At 69.0% G+C, this 13,283-nt stretch carries 12 protein-coding genes and 7 pseudogenes; 10 read left to right on the plus strand and 9 right to left on the minus strand.

The window, feature by feature from the left end:
• Positions 1-149: 149 nt before the first annotated feature.
• A pseudogene (locus ACGFNV_RS35760) lies at positions 150-1,410 on the plus strand (arabinofuranosidase catalytic domain-containing protein); the annotation flags it as partial.
• Between the two features lie 214 nt (positions 1,411-1,624).
• Here ACGFNV_RS35760 and ACGFNV_RS35765 read toward each other — a convergent pair.
• Both ACGFNV_RS35765 and ACGFNV_RS35770 read right to left on the minus strand, forming a co-directional pair.
• Entirely contained in the window at positions 1,625-2,143 is a 519-nt protein-coding gene (locus ACGFNV_RS35765; RefSeq protein ID WP_393628362.1) for an MFS transporter, read from the minus strand.
• Positions 2,144-2,170: 27 nt separating this feature from the next.
• The gene (locus ACGFNV_RS35770; protein ID WP_393628364.1) at positions 2,171-3,454 is read right to left on the minus strand and encodes an MFS transporter; all 1,284 of its coding nucleotides are present in this window, start codon (positions 3,452-3,454) and stop codon (positions 2,171-2,173) included.
• Positions 3,455-3,510: 56 nt separating this feature from the next.
• Between ACGFNV_RS35770 and ACGFNV_RS35775 the strand changes: the two genes are divergently transcribed.
• Positions 3,511-4,608 carry a DUF5937 family protein gene (locus ACGFNV_RS35775; protein WP_393628366.1) on the plus strand — a complete coding sequence of 366 codons (1,098 nt, stop codon included), beginning with the start codon at positions 3,511-3,513 and terminating at the stop codon, positions 4,606-4,608.
• A gap of 642 nt (positions 4,609-5,250) precedes the next feature.
• Here ACGFNV_RS35775 and ACGFNV_RS35780 read toward each other — a convergent pair.
• Genes ACGFNV_RS35780 through ACGFNV_RS35790 form a run of 3 tightly spaced genes read right to left on the minus strand, consistent with a single transcriptional unit; the run spans position 5,251 to position 6,469 of the window.
• Positions 5,251-5,391: a hypothetical protein gene (locus tag ACGFNV_RS35780; protein ID WP_393628368.1), complete on the minus strand. Its 141-nt coding sequence runs from the start codon at positions 5,389-5,391 to the stop codon at positions 5,251-5,253.
• Positions 5,388-5,540 (minus strand): hypothetical protein, encoded by a 153-nt coding sequence (locus ACGFNV_RS35785; RefSeq protein WP_393628370.1) that lies wholly within the window; start codon positions 5,538-5,540, stop codon positions 5,388-5,390. Before ACGFNV_RS35785 ends, ACGFNV_RS35780 begins: the two co-directional genes overlap by 4 nt.
• Positions 5,541-5,563: 23 nt before the next feature.
• Positions 5,564-6,469 (minus strand): NmrA family NAD(P)-binding protein, encoded by a 906-nt coding sequence (locus tag ACGFNV_RS35790; RefSeq protein WP_393628372.1) that lies wholly within the window; start codon positions 6,467-6,469, stop codon positions 5,564-5,566.
• A gap of 117 nt (positions 6,470-6,586) precedes the next feature.
• Here ACGFNV_RS35790 and ACGFNV_RS35795 point away from each other — a divergent pair, with 117 nt between their 5' ends.
• Both ACGFNV_RS35795 and ACGFNV_RS35800 read left to right on the plus strand, forming a co-directional pair.
• The gene (locus tag ACGFNV_RS35795) at positions 6,587-6,907 is read left to right on the plus strand and encodes a hypothetical protein (RefSeq protein WP_393628374.1); all 321 of its coding nucleotides are present in this window, start codon (positions 6,587-6,589) and stop codon (positions 6,905-6,907) included.
• 296 nt (positions 6,908-7,203) lie between these two features.
• Positions 7,204-8,278, plus strand: a pseudogene (locus ACGFNV_RS35800) (MFS transporter); the annotation flags it as partial.
• Position 8,279: 1 nt separating this feature from the next.
• On the opposite strand, the pseudogene ACGFNV_RS35805 reads toward ACGFNV_RS35800, so the two are convergent.
• Positions 8,280-8,585 (minus strand): annotated as a pseudogene (locus ACGFNV_RS35805) (transposase); the annotation flags it as partial.
• A gap of 179 nt (positions 8,586-8,764) precedes the next feature.
• Between ACGFNV_RS35805 and ACGFNV_RS35810 the strand changes: the two are divergent.
• From ACGFNV_RS35810 to ACGFNV_RS35825, 4 genes and pseudogenes are all read left to right on the plus strand, one after another.
• Complete coding sequence (locus ACGFNV_RS35810) at positions 8,765-8,983, plus strand: hypothetical protein (RefSeq protein ID WP_393628588.1); 219 nt, start codon at positions 8,765-8,767, stop codon at positions 8,981-8,983.
• A 53-nt stretch (positions 8,984-9,036) separates the two neighbouring features.
• Positions 9,037-9,401 (plus strand): annotated as a pseudogene (locus ACGFNV_RS35815) (IS6 family transposase); the annotation flags it as partial.
• A gap of 77 nt (positions 9,402-9,478) precedes the next feature.
• A pseudogene (locus ACGFNV_RS35820) lies at positions 9,479-9,631 on the plus strand (IS6 family transposase); the annotation flags it as partial.
• Positions 9,632-9,636: 5 nt separating this feature from the next.
• A pseudogene (locus ACGFNV_RS35825) lies at positions 9,637-10,071 on the plus strand (transposase); the annotation flags it as partial.
• Positions 10,072-10,119: 48 nt separating this feature from the next.
• On the opposite strand, the gene ACGFNV_RS35830 reads toward ACGFNV_RS35825, so the two are convergent.
• Together ACGFNV_RS35830 and ACGFNV_RS35835 are read right to left on the minus strand one after the other, a co-directional pair.
• On the minus strand, positions 10,120-10,986 hold the full coding sequence (locus tag ACGFNV_RS35830) for a WD40 repeat domain-containing protein (protein WP_393628376.1): 867 nt from the start codon (positions 10,984-10,986) through the stop codon (positions 10,120-10,122).
• A 475-nt stretch (positions 10,987-11,461) separates the two neighbouring features.
• Positions 11,462-11,692, minus strand: a pseudogene (locus ACGFNV_RS35835) (transposase family protein); the annotation flags it as partial.
• A 393-nt stretch (positions 11,693-12,085) separates the two neighbouring features.
• Between ACGFNV_RS35835 and ACGFNV_RS35840 the strand changes: the two are divergent.
• Positions 12,086-12,346 carry a hypothetical protein gene (locus tag ACGFNV_RS35840; protein ID WP_393628378.1) on the plus strand — a complete coding sequence of 87 codons (261 nt, stop codon included), beginning with the start codon at positions 12,086-12,088 and terminating at the stop codon, positions 12,344-12,346.
• Between the two features lie 74 nt (positions 12,347-12,420).
• Complete coding sequence (locus tag ACGFNV_RS35845; protein ID WP_393628379.1) at positions 12,421-12,834, plus strand: WhiB family transcriptional regulator; 414 nt, start codon at positions 12,421-12,423, stop codon at positions 12,832-12,834.
• A 55-nt stretch (positions 12,835-12,889) separates the two neighbouring features.
• On the opposite strand, the gene ACGFNV_RS35850 is transcribed toward ACGFNV_RS35845, so the two are convergent.
• Positions 12,890-13,183, minus strand: a complete 294-nt coding sequence (locus tag ACGFNV_RS35850) for a hypothetical protein (protein WP_393628381.1) — start codon at positions 13,181-13,183, stop codon at positions 12,890-12,892.
• Positions 13,184-13,283: the final 100 nt, after the last annotated feature.

A 13,283-nucleotide genomic window follows, 5' to 3' on the forward strand; every position in this document is an offset into this window, starting at 1 on the left:
TTGACAGGGCGGGAGGCGTATGGAATCACTATTGACATGGGATGTCTGAGGGTCTCCTGTGGGGCTCTCGGATGTCCTGGTCTCTTCGGGTAGGCCCGGCACTCTCTGTCCCTTTCCCACCCATACTCAAGGAACAGAATGCAGCCTTCATCCGTTTTGGCCCGGAGCCCCGCAGCCCTTGGACGACACTTACCCTGGTGAGTTCGGCGTCGGGGCGGTGTCTGGATGTCAAGGGCAACGTCGACACGCCGGGAACGGCTTTGGACATCTGGGACTGCAACGGCCAGGTCAATCAGGCGTTCGAGTTCACGTCGGCGGGTGAGTTGAGGGCGATGGGCGGCACCCGGTGCGTGGACGCCTACGACGACCGGACGGCTCCGGGAGCCCAGGCGGTCATCCGGTCGTGCGACGGGCGGGCGACCCAGGTGTGGCGGCAGAACTCCGACGGGTCCGTCACCGGAACCCGGTCCGGCTTGTGCCTGGACGTCAACGGGGCGGGCACGGCCAACGGCACTGCGATCATCCTGTGGACGTGCAACGGCCGGAGCAACCGGAAGTGGAGCCCCCCCGACAACTCCGCCTTCGCCCGGCGGGTCGTGCCCCTGCGACATCTACTCCGCGGGCGGTACGCCGTGCGTGGCCGCGCACAGCACGGTGCGGGCGCTCTACGGTTCGTACCGTGGCGCCTTGTACCAGGTCAGGCGTTCCTCGGACAACGCCACCAGGGACATCGCCGTGCTGGCGCCCGGCGGCTTCGCCGACGCGGCGGCACAGGACTCGTTCTGCGCGGGCACCTCCTGCGTGATCACGGTCGTACGCGACCAGTCCGGGCGCGGCAACGACCTGTGGTACCAGGGATCGGCCCAGGTCCCGGGATCGAGTCAGAGCAGCCCCGCGAAGGCGACCTCGGAGTCGCTGACCGCCGGGGGCACCAAGGCGTACTCGCTGTACATCAATCCCGGCAACAGCTACTGGCGGGACGGTCATCTGACGGGCGTGCCGACCGGTGCCGCGCCCGAAGGTGCGTACATGGTCACCAGTGGCACCCACGTGAACAACGGCTGCTGCTTCGACTACGGCAACAGCGAGACGAGCCGGAAGGCCGACGCCGCCGGGGCGATGGACGCGATCAACTTCGGTACCCAGTGCTGGTTCGGCGGCTGCGCCGGCGGTGGTCCCTGGGTGCAGGCGGATCTCGAGTGGGGCCTGTTCTCCGGCGGCAGCCAGTCCTGGAACGCCAACCAGCGGGCCTTTCCCGGCAAGTTCGTCACCGCGATGCTGAAGAACAACGGGACGTCGAGGTTCGCCCTGAAGGGCGGCAACGCGCAGTCCGGCGGCCTGACCACCCTGTGGGACGGCGGGCTTCCCGGCGGATACAGCCCCATGAAGAAGCAGGGAGCCATCGTCCTGGTGGCTGTGTGGCTCTCAACGAGTGTCGTTTGTCGATGGGTTCGGATGTCAGTAGAGGGTCTGTGCACTTCTGAATGTCGGTGAGTTTCGATGTCACTCGGGTGTGCGGCAAGGGCGTCCTCGTCGGGAGCTGGGAGCTGGGAGCCGGGAGCCGGGACCTCGAAGCAGGCGAAGAAGTCGTCCAGCGCCTCGGGGCTGAGCGTGAAGTGAAGGGTCAATGGTCCGAGACGCTTCGGCGGGTGCGGAGTTCTGCCTCGGCCGTGACGGCCAGGGCGACGACGGTCAGCAGGGACAGCAGTGCCCAGGCCGGGGTGAAGCTGCTGGTGAGGTCGACCAGCAGGCCGAGCACGGGCGGAACCGTGACGATGGCGATCTGGTTGACGGACATGGCCAGACCCAGGGCGAAGCCGGTCTTGCCTGGTGGGGCCGCTTCGGTGACGTAGGCGACCCACGGGCCGTACCAGCCGAAGCCGAAGAAACCGAGCCAGACGAAGACGCCGGAAGCGACGACTGGTGCCCTCCCGGCCGGTGTCATCAGCACGGCCAGCCCGACGATCACGGCGACCATGCAGACCAGCACGATGGCATAGCGCCCGGACCTGCTCCGGTCGCTCCAGGCCGCCAGGCAGATCCGGCCCGCAACGCCCGCACCCTGGGATGCCACCAGGACCAGGGCCGCCTGCCCGGCGCCGACCGATTTTCTTGGCCCGGTTGAGCATGGCGGTTGGCCCACGAGATGGGTGCGCGGGCGTCGCCGGGTTCACGCTTCGGTGGCGGACGTCGCTGATGCCCGGTGGGGCGGCGCCGGAGTTGCCGGCAGCTCTCGGAGTGCACGGATGGGGGAGTAGAAGACCGGGAGGAAGGCGCCGGCCAGGCACACCGCGCCTGCCCATACGACGATGCGTACGTTCGCGGCCTCACCGATGAGGCCACCGAGGGCGGAGCCGATGGCCAGGGCGCCGGTGAGCAGGAAGCGGAAGGTGGCGTTCATGCGGCCGAGCAGCGGGTCTGGAGTCAGGTGCTGGCGCAAGGTGACGCCGAGGACGTTGTCGATGCCCGTCTTGGTCATGGCGGCCAGCCACCCGGCGCCGGCCACCCACAGCCACGGACCGGTGTCGACCAGTGCAACGGCCAGTGCGGCGGGTGCGAACCACAGGCCGGCCAGGGCCAGGGTGCGGCCGTGGCCGAGGCGGGCGGCGAGGGGGCGGGCGAGGCGGGCACCGAGCAGGATACCCAGGCCGCCGGCTGCCCAGTACAGGCCGAGTGCTCCGGCGGGCAGGTTCAGTTCGCGGGCGAACAGCACCGGCAGCATGGCGTTGATCATCTGTGCGCCGAGATTGGTGAGGGTCGCGGTGAGCGCCAGGGGCCGCAGCTCGCGGGTGCCGAAGACGTGGCGAAGCCCTTCCGTGATCTCGGTCCGTAGCCGTCGCCTGGCGGTTGAGGGCTCCGTGCGAGCGTGGTGGCGGGCGATACCGGTGAGGCCGCAGGCGGAGGCCAGGTAGGCGAGGGCACCGCCGAGAATCGCCAGGGGTGCCGTGAGGAGTTGGACCATGAAGCCGCCAGCGCCGCGGCCGGCGATGTTGGCGCCGGCCATCAGGCTGACGATGGCGGCGTTCGCCGGCACCAAGCGCTCGCGGCCGACCAGTTCGGGCAGGACGCTCTGCGAGCCGACGTCGAAGAACACGGTGGCACAGCCGGTCAGCAGCACCACTGCGTACAGCTGCGGCAGCGAGAGCACGCCCAGCCACCAGGTGAGCGGAATCGAGGCGAGCAACACCGCGCGAGCGGCGTCGGCGGCCACCAGCAGGCGGCGCCCGGGCAGGCGGTCCACCCACGCGCCCGCGGGCAGCCCGATGAGCAGGAAGGCGGCGGTGGACAGCGCAGCCAGCGCACCGGCCTGGCCGGGGCCGGCGTCGAGCGTGGTGACGGCGAGCAGCGGTATTGCCACATAGCCGACATTGCTGCCGAGGTGGCTGAGGGCGCTTGCGGCAAAGAGCGTGCGGAAGGCGTCCACCCGCCACGGGGAATCTGGGGCTTCGGTCATGCGGCGTACGGTGCGGGACCCTGCGCGGCTCTCCATAGAGATTTACGCTGAGCTAAATGATCGAGATCGAATTCGCCATGGAAGACGTGGCCCGCACCCGCTTCGCGATCTCCCCGCTGTGGGAGGTGGTGGCAAGCGTCCGGGTGCTCAAGGGCGCGGACGCACACGGCCTGCACCGCACCTGGGCAGACCAGGTACGCCCGCGGCTGGCGGCGACCGGCCTCGACCTGAGCCCGCTGTTCGACCTCGTCCCGATGCCCGTGCGCTCGCCTTGGGCCGGCCGCATCCCGGGGTTCATCTGCCCGCCGCCCACGACGCCGCTGCCGTCGCTGGAGATCGAGCTGGCCACGGTGCGGGCCATGCCGCCGGCGCTCCTGCACACCACGGCCGAGGTGCCGGAAGCGCGGATGGCGGCGCTGCGCGGCAATCCGGCCGCCGAGCTCGCGCGGCTGGCAGATGCGATCGAGGCGTACTGGGAGCTGGCGCTGGCCCCGTACTGGTCGCGCATCCTCACCCTGCTGGAGGGCGACATCCGCTACCGCGCCGGCCGCCTGGTCGCCGGCGGCGCGCAGCACCTGTTCACCGACCTCGACCCGCAGGTCAACTGGGCTCAAGGCACCCTGCACCTGGAACACCGCACCGTGCGCGGAGCGCGTCAGCTCGACGGCCAGGGCCTGCTGCTGGTGCCCTCCGCCTTCGTCTGGCCGCGCGTCTTCTCCGTGCTCAACGAACCGTGGCAGCCCTCGCTGCGCTATCCACCCCGCGCCGTCGGCACGCTCTGGCACACCCGGCCCGCGACCGTCCCCAACGCTCTGGCGGGGGTGCTGGGCCGCTCCCGCGCGATGGTCCTGACCGAGCTGACCGCCCCCGCATCCACCACCGAACTCGCCCGCCGCACCGGCCTGACCCCCGGCGGCACCTCCCAGCACCTCACCGCCCTGCGGAACGCCGGGCTCGTCAGCGCCCACCGCGCAGGCAGGCAGGTCTTGTATGCACGCACCCAAGCCGGCCAGACAGTGACAGAGGCCGCAGAGTCGGGCTCACCTCCATCCGCTGCGGACACGCAACCCCAGGACCCACAGGCTGCGAGCGAACCTCGAGGGACCGATCGCGGTGCTCAGCCGGGCCAACTCAAGCGCTCGGGGGCCAACTGAAGCGCTCAGTCACACGCAAGGAGCGGGATGGCCTTGATTCAGCGGACCGGGACACGCGCATGTGACGTGCGTCTCACTTCCGATTTCGAACCTGTAGGGCGGCCTGGTTCTCGGCGGAAGGGGTGAGGCCGGCGACCGTCGCCTGGCCCTGAAAGGCAGTGATGCCCCACCTGTTCGAGCACCTCGCGCTGCTCGCGGCGTTCGTCGTCCTCACGGTGATCGCCCTCACCCTCTCTCGCGATCGACGCCATCGACGAGCTCACCGAGCCCCAGGCCTGCGTCCTGTGCGCCGCGATGAAGGTCGTCGAGCACGTCGCGATCGCCTATGGCACCGCGCTGGCCGCCCAGGACACGCCGCTCACACTGGCCGTAAAAGCGGTGATACCGCTGCTTCGGTAAAGGCAGCTCCGCGTGCACGCGCGCCACGGCGGCCGGAGCCTGAGGCTGTGGACTTTCCCGTCGATGTCGCGCTCGCCGAGCTCGTCCCGACCCTGCCGGTCGGGGCGGGCTGGCGGTACGAGATGAAGTTATGGACAGGGTTCGATCTTGTCCGTTGTCCGCATGAACTGCTCCGTGTCCGTGGCCCGTTCGCCGATGTCGGCATCCCAGCCGCTACGTGGCACTGCCCCGGGCGGTGTCGTGTCAGGTCAGAGTCTGGGCTGCGTAGAGGGCTCCGAGGGCGAGAGTGCCGAGCAGGAGTCGGAGTGCCGTCTCGAGCAGGTGAGGCTGGAGCCGGGCGCCGAGGTAGCCGCCGATGAGGCCGCCGAGGCCAGGCCGAGTCACCAGTCCATGGCGACGGGCCCGGGGCTCACCAGCGCGAGTGCGGTGTACACGGCCGCACCGGCGACAGAGGTGGTGAACGTCGCGACGAATGTGGCCGGTGCGATGAGGGCCAGGGGCAGGCCGCGGGCGGCGACTATCGGCCCGAGCACTCCTCCTGGGATTGCTGCGGCAGTCAGCCGAGGTAGAAGTCCTTGCGGACGGCGACGAACTCCTCGACGGTCAGGGGCCGCTTCCCGGTGATGCGCTCGACGTCGATGGTCGCCCTGTCGTAACGGTTCGCTCGGTGCAGCTGCGCCATGGTCGCGATGTGCTGCTCGGTGTGCTGTGGCAGGCCCGCGTTCGCCAGTACCTCTGTGCGCCACCATTGCAGGGGGACGTCCAGATAGGTCACCGTCCGGCCGAGTGCCTGGGAGAACTCCTGGGCTACTTCGGTCATGTCGAGCGCCCGCGGTCCGGTCAGCTCGTACACCTTCCCGGCGTGCTCCCCGGGATCGCGCAGGATGGTCGCGACCACCTGGGCGACGTCGTCGGCCGCGACTGGCGAGGTGCGTCCGGTCCCGAACGGCAGCGCCAGCGTGCCGTTCTCGCGGATCGACCGCGCCGCGAGGACGGTGAACAACGGATTGTCGAGGAACGTCGTCGGGCGCACATGCACCACGGGCAGACCCGACCAGTCCAGCACCTGCTCCGCCAGCCAGTGCAGCCGTTGCTGGTGGGATTCCGCGGTGCTGGTGGCGGTCATCTGCGACACCGTCATCTGCGACATGTCCACCAGCACGTCGAGTTCACCGTGCGCCTTCGCGACCGTGGCCATGATGGTCGCCGCCAGCAGGTGGTCCGGGGACACACTGAGCCCGAAGTACGCCCGGCGGACGCCCTCGAGCGCAGCCGCCACGGTCTCGGGCCGGGTCAGATCCCCGGTGACGATCTCGGCGCCCAATGCCCGCACCTCGGCCGCGCGGTCGTCCTCTCGGCGAACCAGGACGCGGACCGGCACGTTCTGCGCGCGCAGCCGCTCGGTGACGAGGCGGCCCATGGCGCCGGCGCCGGTGACGAGAACGAGGTCGTGATCAGCCATCGGTAGCTTCCTTCCGGAGGTGTTCGCCTCGTAAGCCGCGCAGCCAGAGGTCAGCCCTGGTCGGGTAACCGCAGCGGCCGGTAGCCGTCGCCATCGAGTCTGGCCGACTCACCGCCAATGTCCACCGTGTGGGTGCACGCCCAGGTCATCCAGCCGCTGATCCAGCCCGCCGACAGCACCGACATCGTCAACGGCGGCCTGCCGATCCACATCGGCGCCGCCCTGCTCGGCCACGTGAATCTCCAGACCACTCAGGGGTATGTCGCGGTCTTCGCCGAGGACATCGTCAAGCACTACCAGGAGTTCCTGAACCACCGCCGGGCCCTGCGTCCTGAGGACGAGTACAGCGACGTCACTTCCGAGGAGTGGGCGGAGTTCGAGGAGCACTTCGACCCCGTCACCCTCGGCATCCCAGCCGTCCCTTCCCCGAACAGATGACGACCAGGGTCGAACGCCGGCAGTGGCACTCCCGAATGAACGGATCGCCGTTGCGGAGGGCCGGTGCCCGAGGGGACAATGCGTGGAGGTGCCGGGTGGTCATCCCGGCGAAGTGTTGGAGGCGCTGCTTGTGAACACCACATCGCGGTGCGCCTCGCTGTGCGCGCCAGACGCTGACCACTTCGCTTCGCCCACCGGCTGACCTGCTTCGTTCACGGTGGGCGCTTCCCCTTTTGGGATGGGAGACCACCGTAGTGTCCGAAGACTTCGGGACGGTTGATCGCCGTCCTCTGGCAATGGTTCTTGCTGCCAACCTCGTTTCGATCGCAGGGAATTGCCTCACCTACATGGGCGTGCCGTGGTTCGTGCTGCAGAGCACAGGCAGCGCCGCCAAGGCCGGGATCGTCGCGTTCTGCACACTGCTGCCCGCCGTGCTTGCTGCACTCGTCACCGGTCCGGTCATCGACCGGATGGGGCGACGGCGGGTGAGTGTCGCCTCGGATCTCGCCTGCGGGGTCGCCGTTGCGGCGATCCCGCTGCTGCAGTTCGCTGGCATCCTGCAGTTCTGGATGCTGTGCGTGCTGATGGCGCTGACAGGGCTGTTCCGTGCGCCGGGTGAAACCGCTCGCGGCGTGCTGTTGCCCACGCTCGCCGAACGCGCCGGAATGCCGCTGACCCGGGCTGCGGGGCTGTACGACGGTGCGGCACGCGGCGCGGCGCTGACGGCATCCGCTCTCGGAGGTGTGCTGATCGCCGTACTCGGAGCCGAGAACGTTTTGCTGGTGGATGCCGCGACCTTCGCCCTGGCCGCGCCACTGTTCGCGTTCGGGATGCGCGGCCTGCCAGAGGCACAGGCTCAACGACGGGCCGAGCCGATGTCGCTGCGTGCCTACGGTCGTGAACTCGCGGAAGGATATTGCTTCGTGGCAGCCGCGCCGCTGCTGTTGGGCCTGTGCCTGATGACACTGGTCACCAGGGGCCTCGACCAGGGGTGGAGCGCCGTGCTCCTGCCCGTGCATGCCCGTGCATGCCCGTGAGGAGCTTGATGGTGCCGTCGATCTCGGTCTACTGAACGCGGCATTCGGCATCTGCGCACTCACGGGGGCGCTGGTCTACGGGGCGGTCGGGAGCCGCTTTCGGCGGTGGCCCGTGTTCACGATCGCTTTTCTCGTCGGGGGCCTGCCGCGCTTCGTGGTGGCCGCCTTCACCGACACCTTCACCCCGCTGGCCGTGATCATGGCGGTAGAGGGCCTCGCCTTCGGTGTACTCAACCCCATCATGGCCACCGTGACGTATGAGACGGTGCCGGAGGACCTGCGCAGCCGCGTGCGGAGCGCGACAACGGCCTCGGTCCAGCTGGTCACTCCGCTGCTGCGTAAACCAAGTAAACGGGGACTTGGGAGTTCTCGATCCTGCCCGCGGCACCGGTGTACTGACGTTGGACGCCGACGGTGCAGGTGCCCTTCCTCACGTCGCCGGTTTCATCGACCACGAGCATCGCCTGCTCGTCGTGCAAGTGCTCGACCACATAGCTGCACAGGTCATCGCGGACGACGTCGGCGTGCCACTTGGCCCGGTTCAGCAGGTGCTGCATCCCGTCCGGGGTCGCCTCCCCGGCCCACTCAGCGATGGTCCAGCAGTTCTTTCGGGGCAGGTCCGAAAGCAGTCCAAGCACCAACCGCTATATCCGACGCCGGGGTTCAACCCGGACGCGGCCTGCGATCCGGCCCATCAGGCCCTCGAATGCCTCCTGCCACCGGGCAGGGTCTACGCTGTGTCCCGCAGCCACCGCATGATCTTCAGTCTTCACACACCGATGATCAACGGTGGCTGCACCCGTCTTCCTACCGGGTTGGAGTGGGGCACGAAGTGTCGACATCGTCTGAGTTCCGTGGCTTCGATCTGGTGCGGCGTGGCTATGACCGCCATCAGGTCGATCGCTATCTCAAGACCCTGTCTGAAGCCGACTCGCCTGTCGGCCCGCCGCCGTTCCGGATCGTGGGGCGGGGCTACGACCGCCATCAGGTTGACGCACGCATCAGGGACCTCCTGGCTGACAGAGGCATCAACGGCTAACCATCCGCGTCCCACCAGGCAGTGCTGTCTTCACGCCCAGAGCGGCAAGATCAGAGACCATCCGCCGCTGGTGCATGAAGTTCGGGCAGACCTACGCCAATGCGCTGCGCCGCCGCCAGCCCCGGCCTGGTGACAAGTGGCACCTGGACGAGGTCTTCATCAAGATCAACGGCGAGCAGAGTACCTCTGGCGGGCTGTAGACCAGGACGGCATGGTGCTGGACATCCTGGTGCAGAACCGGCAGGACAAGACCGCGGCGAAGCGGTTCTTCCGCCGCCTCCTCAAGACGGCAGGCGCGGTGCCGCGGGTGATCGTCACGGACAAGCTCCGCTCCTACGGCGCCGCTCACCGCGAGGTCATGCCCTCCGTCGATCACCGGCAGTCGAAGTACCTGAACAACCGGGCGGAGAACAGCCACCAGGGCACTGTCACGTTGGCTGACCGGTGGAATGATCTTCTGGTAGATCGTGCTGGAGAGGGCTGTCCGTGCGGGCCGTGTCGCCGTCGTGTAAGAGGCACCGGTACCCGGTCGAGGCCATCTCCCACTGTGTGTGGATGTATCACCGCTTCCCGCTGTCGTTGCGCGAGGTCGAGGAGCTGATGCTCGAGCGCGGGATCGTCGTCTCCTACGAGACGATTCGCCGCTGGTGAACGCCCTCGCGAAGTCCGCGCAATCGGGTGAGACGGAGGCGATGCGGGAGATCTGCAACGCGGAGGACGGCGCGCACGCCGAGAAGGCGATCGAGGCGTTCGCGAAGACCTACGGTACCAAGTGGCCCAAGGCCGTCGCGAAGATCACCGACGACCGGGAGGAACCGCTGGCGTTCTACGACTTCCCGGCCGAGCACTGGATCCACCTGCGGACCACGAACCCGATCGAGTCGACGTTCTCCACGGTCAGGCTCCGCACCAAGGTCACCCGCGGCGCCGGCAGCCCGGCTGCCGCACTCGCCATGGTGTTCAAGCTCGTCGAGTCCGCCCAGGACCGCTGGCGTGCGATCACCGCGGCCCACCTGGTGCCACTGGTCCGCACGGGAGCACGCTTCGAACGCGGCCAGCTCGTGGAACGAAAGGAGCTGGCGGCCTGATGACCACCCCGGAGTCTCCCTCATCGGCGGCGTCGACGTAAAAGGTGTTCAGCACCAGTTCGCCGCCCCTGGGGAGTCGGAAGCACCTGCCCAGGCATGCGGGTGCGGTGCCAGGACCGCTATGTCGCTCCCGAACCCCACCACCAGCCGCCCGTCGGACGCCATGGTCACGGCGGTCACCTCCGAGGGGAACACCAGATCCGAGCCCACCTGACGGTGGGCGGCCATGTCCCACACCCGTACCGTCCGGTCATCACCGCCGGTGACGACGAGGGGACGGCGGTCGATCACGGCCGTGGCGAGGGCCCACACCGGACCGGTATGGCCGGTCAGTGGCGCACGCCCCGTCACTTCCATGCACGCGGCCACGTCCCACACCTGAACCTGCTCGTTCCAGTTGCCGGTGACGGCGACCAAGCGGCCGCCGACGACGGCGGCGGTCAGCGACACCCGCTGCCTGTTGCCCCCGGTCGGGGGTGCGACCTGGCCCTGATACAGACGCTCAGTCAAATTCCATGCCCCGACGGTGCTGTCGTCGTGCAGAGTGACGGCCTTGGTGTGGCCGTCCACCACCGCCACTGCCACTGCCACCGCCACCACGACGCCGATGCGCCCTGCCGGTGGGTCGCTCACGAGATCGCCCACAACCTCGCCCGTGGCCGGGTCCCACATCAGCAGCCTGGGAACGTTTTCCCTGCCTATGAGGACCACGGGCCGACCGTTCACCACGCCTGTCGCCGCAGCCCACGCCCCACCAGCGAGACCCGGCAGGGGACGACCGTCGGCCAGGTCCCACGATTGCACCAGCGCAGACGGGTCGGCGATGAGGGCAACGGGACGGCCGTCCAGCATCTCCGTCGCCGCAGTCCACACCGCGCCACGGGCAGGCAGGGCGACACCGATCCGCTGTGCCAAAGATGCCACCTGTCCGCGACCTGGACCGCCTGCGGTGCCCCGGCCGTGGCACCTTCGGCGACGAACGGTGCCCGATCGCGGCAGACCACCTCCACCTCGGGCCGTTTCGCGAGCCAAGCTGCGAGGCTGGATGCCTCCCGATCGGCAGCAGATCCAGTGGACGCCGGCTTTCGACGTCGACCAGGACAGTCCCGTAGCGACGACCTTTGCGGGTCGCGTACTCATCGACGCCGACCACCCGCGGGGCTGGAACTTCGGGGTCAGGTAACCCCTCGACCAGCCGAAGCACCGTGCTGCGGCTCACGGACACGCCGAAGACGCGCGCCAGACGGGCGCCGGCCCGACCGGCGAGCGCGAGGCCGACCGCGGCCAGCGCCGACCGCAGCCGCTCGGTCCGTCGCCCGTACCGACGGGTCAATCCTGGCAGCTGTTCGGCGAAGGTCCGCCGTCCGCACGAGATGACCGGGCAGAGGCACCTGCGGACGCGCAAACAGAGAGCGACCCGTCTGCCTCCACTGGGCACATCAGCGGGAAATCGCAGGTAAGAGCTGTGAATCCGCCGTGACCAGATCCCACATCCGGGACAGACGGCTCCGGGCACCGTGCTTCGGACCTCTATGCGTACCGCCTCGTCGTTCACCGCGACGGACAGCACCGCCACATCGGCGATCGACGGGAACAGCAACTCCTCCAGCCGAAGCACCATTTCTTCCACGAGCCGAACTGTCAGCCACACCGCACCCGGGACGGGCCAATTCCGGGCAACTTCCCCACGGCCCACTCACCCGACAACCCTCACTCAGCGTGCATGCTCCACGGAAAGTGAGCCAGAACCAGCAATGGAGGCGAGGCCAGCTGGCTGACCGGCGATACCTGGACCGCCCCCGAGAGGCTGTGGGAGGACGAACGTCAGCCGATCCGCTACGAGTCCACCTGGCGGGAGGCGGCCTGGCTCCCCAGCGGCCTGCTTCGCCGCCTCGGGCTCCTGCACACCGTCGCCGTCCCTCAGGTCGTCACCGGCCATGAGGCCCGGCTGGGGGAGTGGTGGATCCTGGAGCTGGACCACGATTCCGACATCGGGCTGCGCCGGGCCGAGCTGGTGCAGGCCCTCACCGGCCCGGAGCACGGTCTGCCACTGGAACTGCAAGGGCACCGCGATCTGACCCCCGGCGGGAGCCTCGGCCTGGTCCTCCTGAAGTCCCCGGACCGCACCGCCACCCTCCAGCTGCGCTATGACCGAGTCGACTACCCGATCTGGGAAGACCGGGCCGAGATGTTCGTGGCGATCCGGCGGCGCACCAGGACCATGACGGGTGAGGCATCGTTGCCGGCGATGCCCGGCTGCTCGGCCACCGGCTGAGCCAAGTCACGAGGTGAAGGGGCCTTCGTCAAGGCCCCTTCACCGAAGGGATTGCCGCGTTACGACGATGTCCCATGCCCCGCGCGCTTGCCGTACCGTTTTCGGACTGCGCCTGCCCAGGGGAGTGCGGCGGGCCGGACCGGGGAGAGGACGGCGTCGGAGTGGACGGGGACGATCAGGAGACCTGGGGCGAGCGAGCGATCTGCCGAACCGCAGATCCGGACGAGCTCTTCGTGGACGGCGCGGCCCAGAACAGGGCCAAGGCCCTCTGCACCGGCTGCCCGGTGCGCACCGAGTGCCTGGCTTATGCCCTCGACCATCGCATCGAACACGGAATCTGGGGCGGCATGACCGAGCGTGAACGGCGGGCTCTCCTGCGACGGCGCCCCCTGGTCACATCCTGGCGACGCCTGCTCGAAGCCGCCCGGTCGGAACACGAACGACTCGCCGCTCCGGACGAAGGACAGGCCTGGGACGCCGCAGGATGAAAGCTCACCTGTCCCGCCGTTTCCTCTCCCGACACCTGCGCCGCTGAGCCCGGGCCTACAGCAGGTCCACCTCCGCGTCGACGTACTCGAACTCGCGGGCCATGTGCACCAGCGCCTCCCGCAGCAGGCGCTGGCGTTCTGCGCGGCCCATGGCGGGCGCGGCGGTGATGGTGACGGCCATCCGCGACCTGGTGCCACCGTCGTTCCTGCCGAGGGGCGCCAGGTCGACGAGCGTGTCCAGGGGCGGCAGGACGCCGTTGTCGGCGGGCTGTTCGCACGTCATCCGCAGTTCGGTGGGCGGGGCGGCCCACGAAAGCCCGGCCGGGTCGCCGACGACGTTGGGCAGCAACGCCGCCCGCCCAGACGCACGTCCATTGAGGTGAGCAGAAATACAAGGTTCGCGAGACGAGCGGAGCGGGCGGCCACCCGTCCGGGTGGCCGCCCGCGCG

The sequence above is a fragment of the Streptomyces sp. NPDC048751 genome, from assembly GCF_043198595.1.
Classification (GTDB): Bacteria; Actinomycetota; Actinomycetes; order Streptomycetales; family Streptomycetaceae; genus Streptomyces.

Excerpts from the sequence above, each read along its gene's own strand:
- ACGFNV_RS35770 (WP_393628364.1), bottom strand. The coding sequence starts at position 3,454 with ATGACCGAAGCCCCAGATTCCCCGTGGCGGGTGGACGCCTTCCGCACG.
- ACGFNV_RS35775 (WP_393628366.1), top strand. The coding sequence starts at position 3,511 with ATGATCGAGATCGAATTCGCCATGGAAGACGTGGCCCGCACCCGCTTC.
- ACGFNV_RS35790 (WP_393628372.1), bottom strand. The coding sequence starts at position 6,469 with ATGGCTGATCACGACCTCGTTCTCGTCACCGGCGCCGGCGCCATGGGC.
- ACGFNV_RS35795 (WP_393628374.1), top strand. The coding sequence starts at position 6,587 with ATGTCCACCGTGTGGGTGCACGCCCAGGTCATCCAGCCGCTGATCCAG.
- ACGFNV_RS35845 (WP_393628379.1), top strand. The coding sequence starts at position 12,421 with ATGCCCCGCGCGCTTGCCGTACCGTTTTCGGACTGCGCCTGCCCAGGG.